16 protein-coding genes are annotated in these 13219 nt (G+C 71.5%); 10 read left to right on the top strand and 6 right to left on the bottom strand.

Annotated features, from left to right (window positions below):
- Positions 1–5: 5 nt before the first annotated feature.
- Complete coding sequence (locus ACIRSS_RS17335; protein WP_400895835.1) at positions 6–650, top strand: TetR family transcriptional regulator; 645 nt, start codon at positions 6–8, stop codon at positions 648–650.
- Here the strand turns inward: ACIRSS_RS17335 and pssA are convergent.
- Complete coding sequence (pssA, locus tag ACIRSS_RS17330) at positions 618–1574, bottom strand: CDP-diacylglycerol--serine O-phosphatidyltransferase (RefSeq protein WP_400895834.1); 957 nt, start codon at positions 1572–1574, stop codon at positions 618–620. The genes ACIRSS_RS17335 and pssA overlap by 33 nt on opposite strands.
- 3 nt (positions 1575–1577) lie before the next feature.
- A complete protein-coding gene (locus ACIRSS_RS17325) occupies positions 1578–2303 on the bottom strand; it encodes a phosphatidylserine decarboxylase (protein ID WP_400895832.1) in 726 nt (241 codons plus the stop codon).
- Between the two features lie 259 nt (positions 2304–2562).
- Here ACIRSS_RS17325 and ACIRSS_RS17320 point away from each other — a divergent pair, with 259 nt between their 5' ends.
- Positions 2563–2781 carry a hypothetical protein gene (locus ACIRSS_RS17320; protein WP_400895830.1) on the top strand — a complete coding sequence of 73 codons (219 nt, stop codon included), beginning with the start codon at positions 2563–2565 and terminating at the stop codon, positions 2779–2781.
- A 40-nt stretch (positions 2782–2821) separates the two neighbouring features.
- On the opposite strand, the gene ACIRSS_RS17315 is transcribed toward ACIRSS_RS17320, so the two are convergent.
- Complete coding sequence (locus ACIRSS_RS17315) at positions 2822–3106, bottom strand: GlsB/YeaQ/YmgE family stress response membrane protein (protein ID WP_400895828.1); 285 nt, start codon at positions 3104–3106, stop codon at positions 2822–2824.
- Between the two features lie 72 nt (positions 3107–3178).
- On the opposite strand from ACIRSS_RS17315, the gene ACIRSS_RS17310 reads away from it, so the two are divergent.
- Both ACIRSS_RS17310 and ACIRSS_RS17305 read left to right on the top strand, forming a co-directional pair.
- Positions 3179–3745, top strand: coding sequence for a helix-turn-helix domain-containing protein (locus ACIRSS_RS17310; protein WP_400895826.1), 567 nt, complete (start codon positions 3179–3181; stop codon positions 3743–3745).
- A complete protein-coding gene (locus tag ACIRSS_RS17305) occupies positions 3742–4995 on the top strand; it encodes an MFS transporter (protein WP_400895823.1) in 1254 nt (417 codons plus the stop codon). The genes ACIRSS_RS17310 and ACIRSS_RS17305 overlap by 4 nt, the downstream gene beginning before the upstream one ends.
- Here ACIRSS_RS17305 and glp read toward each other — a convergent pair.
- A complete protein-coding gene (glp, locus tag ACIRSS_RS17300; RefSeq protein ID WP_400895820.1) occupies positions 4949–6142 on the bottom strand; it encodes a gephyrin-like molybdotransferase Glp in 1194 nt (397 codons plus the stop codon). The two genes, ACIRSS_RS17305 and glp, sit on opposite strands and share 47 nt — an antisense overlap.
- A 73-nt stretch (positions 6143–6215) precedes the next feature.
- On the opposite strand from glp, the gene ACIRSS_RS17295 reads away from it, so the two are divergent.
- From ACIRSS_RS17295 to groL, 5 genes are all read left to right on the top strand, one after another.
- Positions 6216–6893: a TIGR00266 family protein gene (locus ACIRSS_RS17295; protein ID WP_400895818.1), complete on the top strand. Its 678-nt coding sequence runs from the start codon at positions 6216–6218 to the stop codon at positions 6891–6893.
- Entirely contained in the window at positions 6893–7516 is a 624-nt protein-coding gene (locus ACIRSS_RS17290; RefSeq protein WP_400895815.1) for an AIM24 family protein, read from the top strand. Before ACIRSS_RS17295 ends, ACIRSS_RS17290 begins: the two co-directional genes overlap by 1 nt.
- A gap of 112 nt (positions 7517–7628) precedes the next feature.
- Complete coding sequence (locus ACIRSS_RS17285) at positions 7629–7835, top strand: cold-shock protein (protein WP_086678989.1); 207 nt, start codon at positions 7629–7631, stop codon at positions 7833–7835.
- 66 nt (positions 7836–7901) lie between these two features.
- The gene (locus ACIRSS_RS17280; protein WP_400895812.1) at positions 7902–9365 is read left to right on the top strand and encodes a serine/threonine-protein kinase; all 1464 of its coding nucleotides are present in this window, start codon (positions 7902–7904) and stop codon (positions 9363–9365) included.
- 413 nt (positions 9366–9778) lie between these two features.
- Positions 9779–11407, top strand: coding sequence for a chaperonin GroEL (gene groL / locus ACIRSS_RS17275; protein ID WP_003085442.1), 1629 nt, complete (start codon positions 9779–9781; stop codon positions 11405–11407).
- Between the two features lie 67 nt (positions 11408–11474).
- Here the strand turns inward: groL and ACIRSS_RS17270 are convergent, their stop codons facing one another.
- Entirely contained in the window at positions 11475–11792 is a 318-nt protein-coding gene (locus ACIRSS_RS17270; RefSeq protein WP_400895809.1) for a hypothetical protein, read from the bottom strand.
- A gap of 207 nt (positions 11793–11999) precedes the next feature.
- Positions 12000–12218, bottom strand: a complete 219-nt coding sequence (locus ACIRSS_RS17265) for a PspC domain-containing protein (protein WP_329054623.1) — start codon at positions 12216–12218, stop codon at positions 12000–12002.
- Between the two features lie 353 nt (positions 12219–12571).
- Here ACIRSS_RS17265 and ACIRSS_RS17260 point away from each other — a divergent pair, with 353 nt between their 5' ends.
- Complete coding sequence (locus ACIRSS_RS17260) at positions 12572–13114, top strand: DNA polymerase beta superfamily protein (RefSeq protein ID WP_400897514.1); 543 nt, start codon at positions 12572–12574, stop codon at positions 13112–13114.
- The last annotated feature ends 105 nt before the right edge of the window (positions 13115–13219 follow it).

Below are 13219 nucleotides of genomic sequence, written 5' to 3'. Positions count from 1 at the left end.
TAAGTATGGTCTTGAACCGTGAGAAAGTCCTGGACGCGGCCCTCCGGCTGGCCGACGAACAGGGTCTGGCGGCGCTGTCGATGCGCAAGGTCGCGGCCGAGGCCGGTGTCGAGGCGATGTCGCTGTACAACCACGTCGAGAACAAGGGCGATCTGCTCGACGGGCTCACCGCCCGGGTCTTCGAAGAGGTGCCGCTGCCGGACCCCGCGTCACCGTGGGACGCCCGGCTGCGGTCGCTGGCCGCGGAGCTGCACGCGAGCTTCACGCGGCACCCGGTCGTGGTCCGGGCCCTGGCGGCGCAGGACGCGAACCCGCGCTCGGCGGGGGCGCTGAAGGTCATCGACGCGCTGCTGCACGCCTTGCTCGACGCCGGCCTGGACGAAGAAGCCGCGGCCCGGAGCTACCGGTCGCTGCTGGGGATGCTGTTCGGCTCGGTGCTCACCGGCACGGCCGGGACCGGCGACGCGAAGGCCGACCGCGCGGAGCCGGTGGTCGCGTACTTCCGGCGGATGGTCACGGCCGAGGAACTGCCGAGCCTGCGCCGCGTGCTGCCCGCGTTGGAGACCGGCGACTGCGTGCAGGACTTCGGCTACCAGCTGGACCTGCTGATCGGCGGGCTACTTGCGGCGCAGGCCGATCTGGCGCCATGAGCGGCGGCGCGGCCCCTGGCCGTTCTCCGAGGCGCCGCGCGGGGTGCGGACCGTCTCGCCGGTGCGGGGGAGGCGGACCGCGCGCATCGCCGCTCCCGCCACCCGGCGGCGCAGCGGGGGACGCAGCCCCAGCCGGCGCGGGGAGCGGGCCCGGCGGATCGCGCGGCGCTCGCGCGGCGGGACCGTCCAGGCCTCCGGGTGCGCCGCCAGCCAGCGGTGCCGGTAGACCGAGTACGGGATGTGCGCCAGGTACAGGATCATCGCCGCGATCAGCGCGACCAGCGGGAACTGGATGATCGCCGCGGCCAGCAGGGCGACGCCGATCAGCAGCGGCGCGATCGCCTTGGCCGGTGCCTTGACCGTCTTCAGCGACAGCGTCGGGATGCGGCTGATCAGCAGCGCCGCGATCGCGATCGTCCACGCCCACACGACGTACTGCGAGGACCACCAGCCGGAACCCCACTGCAAGTACGCCACCAGCGGCAGCATCGCCAGCAGGCCGCCGGCCGGCGCCGGGACGCCGACGAAGAACTCGCTCGCGTACGGCGGCTGCTCCGTGTCGTCCAGCAGCGTGTTGAAGCGCGCCAGCCGCAGGATCATGCAGACGGCGAAGATCAGCGACGCCACCCAGCCGATCCGGTCCGCGCCCGTCTGCCACACGTAGATGACCAGCGCCGGCGCGACGCCGAACGAAATGCCGTCGGACAGCGAGTCCAGCTCCGCGCCCATCTTCGACGTCGCGTCGAGGAGGCGGGCGATCCGGCCGTCCAGGCTGTCGAGCACCGCGGCGATGCCGATCGAGGCGATCGCCATCGCGTAGTTCTTCGTCAGCGCGAACTGCACGGCCGACAGCCCCGCGCACAGCGCGAGCACGGTGATGGCGTTGGGCAGCAGCCGGACGCCCGGGGTGGTCACGCGGACCATCGATCAGCCTTTCGCAGGCGCGGCAGGGAGTTCGGCGATCACGGTCTCGCCGCCGATCGTGCGCTGGCCCTTGCTGACCAGCACGGTCGAGCCCGGCGGAAGGTAGAGGTCGACCCGCGAGCCGAAGCGGATGATGCCGTAGGTCGCGGCGGCGCCGACCTTGTCGCCCTCGCGGATCTCGCAGAGGATGCGGCGCGCGACCAGCCCGGCGATCTGCACGACGACGAGCTCGTGGCCGTCTTCGGTGCGCATCAGCACGGAGTTGCGTTCGTTGTCGTCGCTGGCCTTGTCCAGGTCGGCGGAGAGGAACTTGCCGGGCCGGTAGGCGACGCGCTCGATCACGCCGTTGGCCGGCACGCGCTGGACGTGCACGTCGAACACCGAGAGGAACACCGACACGCGCATCCGCGGCTCGGCCGGCAGGCCCAGCTCGGCGGGCGGGACGGCTTCCTCGATCAGCGACACGAGCCCGTCGGCCGACGCGAGCGCGACGCCGTCACGCGGCGGCGGGACCCGCTTCGGCTCGCGGAAGAACGCGGCCATCGCCACGGTCGTGAGCGCGCCGAGGACGCCCAGGCGCTTGGAGAACCGGCGGGCGAGCAGCGTCGCGGCGACCCCGCCCGCCACGAACGGGCGGCCGGCCGGGTGCATCGGCGGCAGCGTCTCGCGGGCGAGCTGGACGGCGTGCGCGACGGGATTGCCGGCGGGCTCCGGCCGGGTGCCGCTCATGGTCGGGTCCCCTGGTTTCGTGTCGGAAGAACGGTCGGCGCCGGGGTCCGGCGGCCGCGTACGGGCGCCACCACGCTACCGCTGCCCCAGGTGGGACTCGCCGCGTGCCCCTGGTCGGCTCCCTCGCGAGGGTGTCCCCGCAGTGGGTGGGAGGCACCACATCCCGGTAACGCTTGGTCGAATTCAGCGACAACTCTCAGTAGTTGACGCCGTTCGGGGCGCTGCCGCGCGCACCCGCCAGAGCCTTTGTGAGGGGACGATGACCGATCACCTCGATCCAGCCGACGCCCGCCTCGACGAGTTGCTGGGCGCGTGGCGAGCGGAGATCGACGAGGTACCGCTGCCGTCCCTGGTGGACCCGCTGCGCGCCGTCGACGTGGTGATCGAGGCGAAGAAGGGAAACCGGGGCCGGGTGCATCCGCCCCCCGACGGCGCATGCACCCGGCCACCGGGAGACGCGCGTGAGGAAGCAGTTTAGCGGCCGATCGCCGGTTGATCACCGTTCGTCCGGCAAATAGTTACGAACGGTCACCCGAGCGGCGGCCGACACCGGTCACGAGCCGCAGGATCGCCAGCAGCACGACGGCGCCGAGGATGGCCACGCCGAAGCTCGGGAAGTCGAAGTCGAACGTCTTCGCCTGGCCGGTGGCGAGCCGGTAGAGCAGCCCGCCCAGTGCCGCGCCGACCACGCCGACGAGCACGCTGACCAGGCAGCCCTGCCGGCGCCGGTCCCGGCCGCCGACGACCAGGTTGGCGGCCCAGCCGACGATCGCCCCGAAGATCACCCATGCGACGAAACCCATGGCGGGAGCTTACGCGAGCGGTTGCACAAGAGTCATTGCACAAGAGCTGTTGTACAACTACTCTTGTGCGTCATGGTGAGGGAAGAGAACGTCCGGGAGATCCGGGACTCGAAGGCACTGGCCGCGATCGCGCACCCGCTGCGCCACCGGCTGCTGGACCTGCTGCACCTCGACGGCCCGGCGACGGCGTCGCTGCTGGCCGAGAAGACGGACCAGGCGGTGGGGAACATCAGCCACCACCTCAAGGTGCTGGCGGCCAGCGAACTCATCGAGGAGGCGCCCGAGCTGGCCCGGGACCGCCGGGAACGGTGGTGGCGGCGGACCTCCAGCGCGATCAAGTGGGGCGCGCAGGACTTCCCCGACGACCCGATCGCCGAAGCGGCCGAGGTGCTGACCCTCGACCACCAGCACGCGATCGCCCGCGAGTGGCTGGCCAAGCGCGACAGCTATCCCGAGGAGTGGCGCGGGGCGCTGTTCAGCGCCGACGGCTGGACCCGGCTGTCCATCGCCGAACTGGCCGAGCTGAACGACCGGATCGTCGCCATGCTCGCCGAGTACCGGGACCGCACCCCGCCGGACGACGGCGTCGAACGCCGTCCGGTCTTCTTCGCCGCGCGGGCTTCGCTGGGCAAGCCGTGAAGGGGCTCTGGGGGAACAGGGACTTCCGGCTGCTCTGGACCGGCGAGACCACGAGCATGCTCGGCAGCATGGTCGCGAGCACGGCGTTGCCGCTGGTCGCGGTGGTCACGCTGCGGGCGAGCACCTTCGAGGTCGCGCTGCTGACCGCGGTCGCCTGGCTGCCGTGGCTGGTCGTCGGCCTGCCCGCCGGCGCCTGGGTCGACCGGCTGCCGAAGCGCCCGGTCATGCTGCTCTGCAACACGGTGTCGATGGCGGTGTTCGGCAGCGTCCCGCTCGCCGCCGCCTTCGGCGTGCTGACCATGCCGTACCTGCTGGCCGCGGCCCTGCTCGGCGGCTTCGCGAAGGTGTTCTTCACCCTCGCCTACCGCGCGTACCTCCCGGCTCTTGTCGGGGACGAAGAACTTCTGGAAGGGAACGCGAAGCTGCACGGCAGCGAATCCGCGACGCAGGTCGCCGGGCCGGGGCTGGCCGGGCTGCTGGCCCAGCTGTTCGGCCCGGTCAGCGGCATCCTCGCGGACGCGGTCAGCTTCGGCGTCTCCGTGCTCTGCGTGCGCGCGATCCGGGCGCGGGAGACCGTGGCTCCGGCCGCGCGCACGCCGCTGCGCACGCAGATCGCCGAGGGCCTGCGGTTCGTCGCCGGGGACCGCTACCTGCGGTCGCTGATGACGTTCTCCGCCGTCTCGAACCTCGCGCTCAGCGGGTACAGCTCCATCCAGATCGTCTTCCTGTCCCGCACCCTCGGCGCCGGCCCCGGTCTGGTGGGCCTGGTCCTGGCCCTCGCCGCCGTCGGCGGGGTCCTCGGTGCGGCGCTGGCCGGGCGGCTCGGCGCCCGCTTCGGCACCGCGCGGGCGTTCCTGCTCTGCGAGATCTTCGCGGCCCCGATGATGCTGCTCGGCCCGCTGAGCGGCCCCGGCTGGGGCCTGGTGCTGTTCGTGCTCGCGGTCTTCGGCGTCTGCGCCGGTGTCGTCGCCTCGAACGTGCTGACCACGACGTTCCGGCAGCAGTACTGCCCGCCCGAGCTGTTCGGCCGGATCACCTCGAGTGCCTCGCTCGTCGCGTACGGAACGATCCCGCTGGCCGGGGTGCTCGGTGGCGCGCTGGGCGAAGCGATCGGCGTCCGGGAGACGTTGTGGGTGGCGTCCGGCGTGCTCATCCTCGCCGTGCCGCTGCTGGCGCCCTACCGGAAGCTGCGGGAGTTCCCGGTCAGAGCAGCAGGACGTCCACCTCGTCGCCAACCGCTGCCGACGTGACGTCCTCCGGCAGCACGATCAGGCAGTTGGCCTGCGTGAACGCGGCCAGCAGGTGGGAACCCGGCCCGCCGCGCGGCCCGACGACCCCGGTGACCTCGCGGTCGGACGGCGTGAACACGCCCCGGCGGTACTGGCGGCGGCCGCCCGGCGAGGACATCGCCTCGGTAAGCCGGGCCCGCACGCGCCGGCGCGAGACGTCCGTGTGGCCCATGGCCGTCAGCAGCGCCGGGCGCAGGAACGCCTCGAACGACACGAGCACGCTGACGGGGTTGCCGGGCAGGGTCACGACCGGCACGCCCTGCCAGCGCCCGCAGCCCTGCGGCCCGCCCGGCTGCATCGCGATCTTCGCGAACTCGACGCCCTGGCCGGACAACGCGTCCTTCACCACTTCATAGGCGCCCGCGCTGACGCCGCCGGAGGTGACCAGCAGGTCGGCGTCGGCGAGCTTCGGCTCGATGACCTTGCGGAACTCCTCGACGTCGTCGACGACGCTGCGGACCACCTCGACCTCGCAGCCGAGGCCGCGGATCGCCGCCGCGAGCATCACGCTGTTGGACTCGTAGATCTGGCCGTGCCGCAGCGGCGCGGGCGCGTCGATCAGCTCGGTGCCGGTGGAGGCGACCAGCACCCGCAGCGGCCGGTGCACCCGCACCTCGGCGAGCCCGACCGCGGCGGCCAGGCCGAGCTGGGAGTGGCCGAGGACGGTCCCGGCGTGCAGCGCGACGCTGTCGGCGACGACGTCTTCGCCGGTCCGCCGGATGTGCGCGCCCTCCTGGGCGGCGGCGGAGATGGTCACGGTCCCGGTCCCGCCGTCGGTGTCCTCGACCATCACGACGGCGTCCGCGCCGGGCGGCAGCGGGGCGCCGGTCATGATCCGGTGCGCGGTGCCCGGTTCGAGCGGCCGGACGTCGACCCGGCCCGCCGGGATGTCGTCGGCGACGGGCAGGGTCACCGGTGCGGCGGTGACGTCGGCGGCGCGGACCGCGTAGCCGTCCATCGCGGAGTTGTCGAAGGGCGGGAGGGAGACGCCGGCCCGGACGTCCTCGGCGAGCACGAGGCCGGCCGCGGCGGCGAGGGGCAGGGCGGTCGCGGGGGAGGTGCCCAGGAGCGCGGCCACCTCGTCGCGGTAGTCGTCGACGGAGATCACCGGACCATCCTCCCCGGCTTTCCCGGGCGTGCAAGACTCTGCCCCGTCGAGAGCACGCAGTAGGGGAGCACGCATGCAGGTCGGAGTCCGTCAACAGCCTTCGTTCGCCGTGGCCCGGCTGATGCTGGCGCCGGGGGAGCCGTGCCAGGTCGAGTCCGGCGCCATGATGGCCACCAGCTACGGCGTGCAGGTCCAGTCGCAGGCCCAGGGCGGGATCATGAAGGGCCTCGGGCGCGCGTTCCTCTCCGGCGAGTCCTTCTTCATCTCCACCTTCACCGCGCCGCAGAACGGCGGCTGGGTCGACGTAGCGGCCAACCTGCCCGGCGACATCCAGGTGATCACCCTCGACGGCCGCACCGGCTGGGCCGTCACCCGCGGCTGCTGGCTCGCGTCGTCGCACGGCGTGCAGACGGAAACCAAGTGGGGCGGCATGAAGAACCTGATGGGTGGCGAGGGCGGGTTCCTGACCCACGCCACCGGCCAGGGCCAGCTGCTCGTCGCCTGCTACGGCGCCGTCGAGACGATCACGTTGCAGCAGGGCGAGATGGTGACGATCGACACCGGGCACGTCGTCGCGTACGCCGACACCGTGCAGTACCAGATCCGGAAGGTCGCGACGGGCATCATCCAGTCCATGAAGAGCGGCGAAGGGCTCGTCTTCGACTTCGTCGGTCCCGGCCAGATCATGACGCAGACGCGCAACCCGTCCGCGCTGGTCAGCTGGATCGTCTCGCACGTCCCGTCCCGCTGATGCGCGTCCAGACCCGGCACACGCCGGGCTTCGGCGTCGCCCGCGTCCTGCTGGATCCGGGCGAGTCGGTGCAGGCCGCGCCGGACACGTTGCTCGCCAGCCGGTTCGGCGTCACCGAGGCGCCGGCGGGCCGCGGCGGCGTCCGCGCGGGCAAGGCCACGGCGACCGTCTACACCGCTCCCGCCGACGGCGGCTGGCTCGACTTCGCGCCGCTGCGCCCCGGCGACGTCTACCCGCTCGACCTCGGTGGCGGCACGGGCTGGTCGGTGCACCGCGACGCCGTGCTGGTCCGGCCGTCGTCGGTCCGGCACGACGCGGGCTGGGCGCCGCTGCAGCAGCTCTTCGGCGCCGACTCCGGGTTCCTCGAGCACTACAGCGGAACCGGGCCGCTCGTGCTGGCCGCGCCCGGCCCGGTGGACGCGTTCGAACTCGGCCAGGGCGAGCTGGTCACCGTCCGGCCGGACTACCTGCTGGCCTACCCGGACACCGTCCAGTGCCGGCTGCGGGCGCTCGATCCCGGCGGGCCGCAGTCGCTGCGCACGGGCGAGGGGCTCGCGGTCGACTTCGCGGGGCCCGGGACGGTGCTCGTGCAAGCGCGGAACAGACGCCTTTCTTCGCTGTGATCTTCAAACGAATTGCCCATTGCCGAGGGCGGTAATTCCGGTAGCGTGATTGGCACTTCCGCCGCTGGCATCCGCTCGGGCCAGCGGATCCTTTGTGCTGAGGGAGGGCGCCGTGGCTGTCGGCACCGTCAAATGGTTCAACTCGGAAAAGGGCTACGGGTTCATCGAATCCACCGAAGGTCCGGACGTGTTCGTCCACTATTCGGCCATCCAGGCCGAAGGATTCCGCACTTTGGACGAAGGCGACCGCGTCGAGTTCGAAGTCCAGTCCGGGCGTGACGGGCGGAGTCAGGCGGCAGACGTCCGCAAGGTCTCCTGAGGACCTTCATCACCCGATTGGCGAACCCCCGGCAGCCCGTGAACCTGGGACGTTAGGCTGCCGGGCGTGACAGGCGATGTGTCGGGGGACCTCACCGGTCGCCGGCTGGGCAACTACCGCATCGACGGGGTGCTCGGCAAAGGCGGCATGAGCGTGACCTACAAGGCCACGGACGTGCGTCTCGGCCGCAAGGTGGCGCTGAAGGTCATCGGTGACCACCTCGGGGCCGACGCCGAGTTCCGCGAGCGGTTCGTCGACGAGGCGCGCAACACGTCCGCGATCGACCACGCCAACGTCGTGCCCCTGTACGACTTCGGCGAGCTCGACGGCATGCTCTACATCGCCATGCGGATGGTCGACGGCGGCGATCTCGCCGGGTTGATCTCGGGTGGCCCGATCGCCCCGGCGCGCGCGTTGACGATGCTCGACCAGGTCGCGGACGCCCTCGACACGCTGCACAACCGTGGTCTGGTCCACCTCGACGTCAAGCCGGCCAACGTGCTCGTGACCAAGAAGGAGACTTCGCGCGAGCACGTGTACGTCGCCGACTTCGGGCTGACGCGCCGCGGCGCGACGGGGCACCGCACGCGCGGCGGCGACTTCCTCGGCTCCCCGACGTACGCGGCGCCCGAGCACCTGCGCGGCGAGCCGCTGGACGGGCGCACCGACCAGTACGCGCTGACGTGCGTCCTCTACGCGTGCCTCACCGGCAGCCCACCGTTCAAGGGCGATGTCCCGACGGTGATCAAGGGGCACCTCAACGGCGAGCCGCCGTCGATCTCCCGGGTGGTCGCACTGCCGCCGGCGATCGACGAGGTGGTCCGCCGCGGCATGGCCAAGAACCCGGCCGACCGCTACCCCAGCTGCGTCGAGATGATCGCGGCCGCCCGCCGCGCGCTCGGCGCCCAGGCGGCGTCGGACACCCCACCGGGCCCACCCGGGTCCAATTCGGGTGGAATCCCCGCGCCGCAGCGCCATGGTCAGGTACAACAGGGACCGCACCAGAACAGCGCGCCGCAGGGAGAGGGGACCCCCGTGCACCCGTACGGAGGACAGCAGCAGCCCGGCTACGGCCAGGGGCCCGGTCCCGGTGGTCCGCCGCCCCAGGGGATGCCCCCGCAGGGAATGCCGCCGCAGGGCCCGCCGCCCGGGTACGGCTACCCGCAGCAGGGCCCGCCCCCCGGTTACGGCTACCCGCAGCAGCCGGGGATGCCGCCCCAGGGCATGCCCCCGCAGGGCTACGGCCAGGACCCGATGCGGCTGCGCCCCCCGATGCCCGCGGGCGGCGCGGGCGCGTTCCACCAGCCGAAGAGCAGCGGCGGCAAGAAGTGGGTCTTCATCGCCCTCGGCGTGCTGGTCCTGGCCGGCCTGGTCGTGGGCGCGATCTTCCTGTTCAGCGACGGCGGTGGTGGCGGTGGCGGCACGACGACGGCCCCGAACATCCCGGTCGGCCCGGGTGGCTCGCAGGGCAACCCGACTTCGTCGCTGAAGGCGCCCCCGTCGTCGATCCCCATCAAGCCGAGCAGCTGAGGGGCTCGCGGCGAGCGCGGTCGGTGGTGATCTGCTCGGGAGCCAGGTCGCCGCGGACCGATTTGAGCACGCCCAACGGCTCTTCGGGGCTGTCCCCAGCGCTTCCCGGGCGACCGGCCCGGGCCGCGGGCCGCCTCGACGGTGATCTCCGTTGCCGAACCGGGCCACTGTCGGGCTCGCGAGATCGTGCGGCGCTGAGCAGGTCTTCTTGCACTCTCCATCCGAGAGTGCTAAACACGGTGTTGGCACTCGACGCCGTCGAGTGCCAAAGGTCGGGACGGTGAGGCTGACCCCCACCCGGGTGCAGTCGTCCGTCGCGGGCACCGAGCCTGGCCGAGGAAAGAGTCCTGCTGCCGCCGCTGCAAAGCACTACAGCGCGGCGGTGGCGCCCAATACCGGAGGACCACACCGCAATGGCCAAACTGATCGCGTTCGACGAGGACGCCCGCCGCGGTCTTGAGCGCGGCTTGAACACCCTCGCCGAAGCCGTCAAGGTGACCCTCGGCCCGCGGGGCCGGAACGTCGTGCTCGAGAAGAAGTGGGGCGCGCCGACCATCACCAACGACGGTGTCTCCATCGCCAAGGAGATCGAGCTCGAGGACCCGTGGGAGAAGATCGGGGCCGAGCTCGTCAAGGAGGTCGCCAAGAAGACCGACGACGTCGCGGGTGACGGCACCACCACCGCCACCGTGCTCGCCCAGGCCCTCGTCCGCGAGGGGCTGCGCAACGTCGCCGCCGGCGCCGACCCCATCTCCCTCAAGCGTGGCATCGAGGCGGCCGTCGAGGCCGTCACCGAGCAGCTGCACAAGGCCGCCGTCCAGATCGAGACCAAGGAGCAGATCGCTGCTACCGCCTCGATCTCGGCCGCTGACCGCACCATCGGCGAGCTGATCGCCGAGGCGCTGGACAAGGTCGGCAAGGAAGGCGTCGTCACCGTCGAGGAGAGCAACACCTTCGGCCTCGAGCTCGAGCTCACCGAGGGCATGCGCTTCGACAAGGGCTACATCTCCGGTTACTTCGTGACCGACCCGGAGCGTCAGGAAGCCGAGCTCGAGGACCCGTACATCCTCCTCTTCGGCTCCAAGATCTCCACCGTCAAGGACGTCCTGCCGCTGCTGGAGAAGGTCATCCAGTCCGGCAAGCCGCTGCTGATCATCGCCGAGGACGTCGAGGGCGAGGCCCTGGCCACCCTCATCGTCAACAAGATGCGCGGCACCTTCAAGTCCGTCGCCGTCAAGGCCCCGGGCTTCGGTGACCGCCGCAAGGCGATCCTGCAGGACATCGCGATCCTGACCGGTGGCCAGGTCATCTCCGAGGACGTCGGCCTCAAGCTGGAGAACGCGGACCTGTCCCTGCTGGGCAAGGCCCGCAAGGCCGTCATCACCAAGGACGAGACGACCATCGTCGAGGGTGCGGGCGACGCCGACCAGATCCAGGGTCGCGTCAACCAGATCCGCGCCGAGATCGACAACTCGGACTCGGACTACGACCGCGAGAAGCTGCAGGAGCGGCTCGCGAAGCTGGCCGGCGGCGTGGCCGTCATCAAGGCCGGCGCCGCGACCGAGGTCGAGCTCAAGGAGCGCAAGCACCGCATCGAGGACGCGGTGCGCAACGCGAAGGCCGCCGTGGAAGAGGGCATCGTCGCCGGTGGTGGCGTGGCCCTGATCCAGGCCGCCGAGGCCGCGTTCGCGGGCCTGAAGCTCGAGGGCGACGAGGCCACTGGCGCCAACATCGTCAAGGTGGCCGTCGAGGCCCCGCTCAAGCAGATCGCGATCAACGCCGGCCTCGAGGGCGGCGTCGTGGTGGAGAAGGTCAAGGGCCTGCCGCAGGGTCACGGCCTCAACGCCGCCACGGGTGTCTACGAGGACCTGCTCGCCGCCGGCGTGCCGGACCCGACGAAGGTCACCCGGTCCGCGCTGCAGAACGCCGCGTCCATCGCGGCGCTGTTCCTGACCACCGAGGCCGTCGTGGCGGACAAGCCGGAGAAGGCTTCGGCCGCTCCCGCCGACCCGTCCGGTGGCATGGGTGGCATGGACTTCTGAGTCCGGCTTCTTGATCGGAAAGCCCGGTCCGCTTCGGCGGGCCGGGCTTTCTCTTTATGAACACAGCTCATGGCTTCGTGAAGAACCACACGGCGAAGGCGCCCGCGACCACGACGCCGAGCGCGAGCACGAAGAGACCCCCGAGCCAGGCCGTGCTCGTTTCTTCGGCTTCCATTGCGAGGACGACCGCGCCGATGCCGGTGAGCAGCACCCAGATCGCGAGCGCGGCGGCGCTGTAGAGCACGACCTTCGTCGCGGACCGGCTGCCGGGGTCGTCGAGCGCGAGGAACGCGGCGTAGGCGGTCAGCCCCAGCCCGGCGATCAGGTAAAGCCCACCCAGAATCCCGACGACGATCTTCGCCGCCGTTCTGCTGCCTTGATCCACGACCGCGAACCCTAACCCCTCGAACGGGGTTCACGTCGGGCTTTTGGGCTGGTCGGAGTAGGGATCTACGCCGAACGGCCCGGACGCTCCCCTGGGCGTCCGGGCCGTGGCTCGCCGCGTCCCCCGACGGCGGCGTCCCCCGTTTTCAGTGCCACCCCGGCATCCGGCGGGCACCGGCTCCCCCTGCGAGCCGGCGCCCGCCCGGCGTCAGGAGTCCTCTTCCGGCGTCAGGATCGCGGCGGCGACGTAGACGGGAATGGCGATGCCGACGGAGAGGAAGACGGCGGCGACCATGCCGATGCGCAGGACGCTGGCGTCGATGCCGAGGTAGGTGGCCCAGCCACCGCAGACACCGGTGAGCATCTTGTCGCTCGTGCTGCGGCGGAGCTTCTTGGTGGTTTCCGGGGTGTACACGCTGTTGGTCATGGCTCAATGGTGTCTGCGGGCGGGGTGCCGCCACATCGGGAACGGCCCGGACCCCGACCCTGAACTTGGCCTCGGGGAAAACCAGGTGCTCCCGGTCCGGGGTGCCCGGTACAACTTCGGACCATGAAGCACGACACCCCGGAGTTCGCCGCTCTCGTGGGTTTGTCCACAGGGCGGCCGTGATGTGGACGGTCGGCGCAGCCGACCCGGCTTTTCCGGCTTTTGTCGGTGGCCGCCGATAAGATGGACACGGGGCAGCCCCCTGGGAGCGGCGGGGGACGTTTGGTCCCGGGCGGTCGGCCTGCCGCACCCAGCCCGAAGGCGTCCGGTCCGGGCCCGGCGATCTCGACCTCATCGTCTACTCGCTGCGCAAGTGGATGCGGCTCGCGCTCACCGGGAACCCGACCGTCCTGCTGCCGCTCTTCGTGCCCGACCACGAAATCGTGCGGATCACCGAGCTCGGCCACGAGCTGCGCGCGAACGCGGCGAAGGTCGTGTCGCGGCAGGCGGGCCTGCGGTTCGCCGGCTACCTGCGGACCCAGCGGCAGCGGATGCTCGACGGCGCCATCAAGGTCAACCGGCCGGAGCTCATCGAGAAGTACGGCTTCGACACCAAGTACGCCATGCACATGGTGCGCCTCGGCGTGCAGGGCGTCGAGCTGCTCGAGACCGGTCGGATGACGCTGCCGATCGCCGAACCCTGGCTGACCTGGCTGCGCGATCTGCGACGCGGGAAGCACACGCAGGACGAAGCCCTCGCGGCCGCCGCCGAGCTGGAAGACCGGCTCGAGCGGCTGGTCCGGGGTGGTTCACCGCTGCCGGAGGAGCCGGACCGCGACTGGGCCGACCGCTGGCTCGTGCGCGCCTACGGCTTGGCCTGGCAAGCGGCAGCGTGACGTCGTGAGTGGGAAACCGGTTTACCCCACACCACAAACCCCGCCCCCGCTCGACCCGAGCCCCCCACGCCGCCTCCACCACGGGCGACGCCCGGTACGCGTCCG

Origin of the sequence: Amycolatopsis sp. NPDC101161, assembly GCF_044768185.1 — a bacterium.
Taxonomy (GTDB): Bacteria; Actinomycetota; Actinomycetes; order Mycobacteriales; family Pseudonocardiaceae; genus Amycolatopsis.
This window is presented reverse-complemented; position numbering and strand designations above follow the sequence as displayed.

What these genes read in the sequence shown, in the direction of transcription:
- pssA (WP_400895834.1), bottom strand. Translation starts at nt 1,574, where the DNA reads ATGGTCCGCGTGACCACCCCGGGCGTCCGGCTGCTGCCCAACGCCATC.
- ACIRSS_RS17325 (WP_400895832.1), bottom strand. Translation starts at nt 2,303, where the DNA reads ATGAGCGGCACCCGGCCGGAGCCCGCCGGCAATCCCGTCGCGCACGCC.
- ACIRSS_RS17295 (WP_400895818.1), top strand. Translation starts at nt 6,216, where the DNA reads ATGCAGGTCGGAGTCCGTCAACAGCCTTCGTTCGCCGTGGCCCGGCTG.
- ACIRSS_RS17335 (WP_400895835.1), top strand. Translation starts at nt 6, where the DNA reads ATGGTCTTGAACCGTGAGAAAGTCCTGGACGCGGCCCTCCGGCTGGCC.
- groL (WP_003085442.1), top strand. Translation starts at nt 9,779, where the DNA reads ATGGCCAAACTGATCGCGTTCGACGAGGACGCCCGCCGCGGTCTTGAG.
- ACIRSS_RS17320 (WP_400895830.1), top strand. Translation starts at nt 2,563, where the DNA reads ATGACCGATCACCTCGATCCAGCCGACGCCCGCCTCGACGAGTTGCTG.
- ACIRSS_RS17315 (WP_400895828.1), bottom strand. Translation starts at nt 3,106, where the DNA reads ATGGGTTTCGTCGCATGGGTGATCTTCGGGGCGATCGTCGGCTGGGCC.
- ACIRSS_RS17310 (WP_400895826.1), top strand. Translation starts at nt 3,179, where the DNA reads ATGGTGAGGGAAGAGAACGTCCGGGAGATCCGGGACTCGAAGGCACTG.
- ACIRSS_RS17265 (WP_329054623.1), bottom strand. Translation starts at nt 12,218, where the DNA reads ATGACCAACAGCGTGTACACCCCGGAAACCACCAAGAAGCTCCGCCGC.
- ACIRSS_RS17290 (WP_400895815.1), top strand. Translation starts at nt 6,893, where the DNA reads ATGCGCGTCCAGACCCGGCACACGCCGGGCTTCGGCGTCGCCCGCGTC.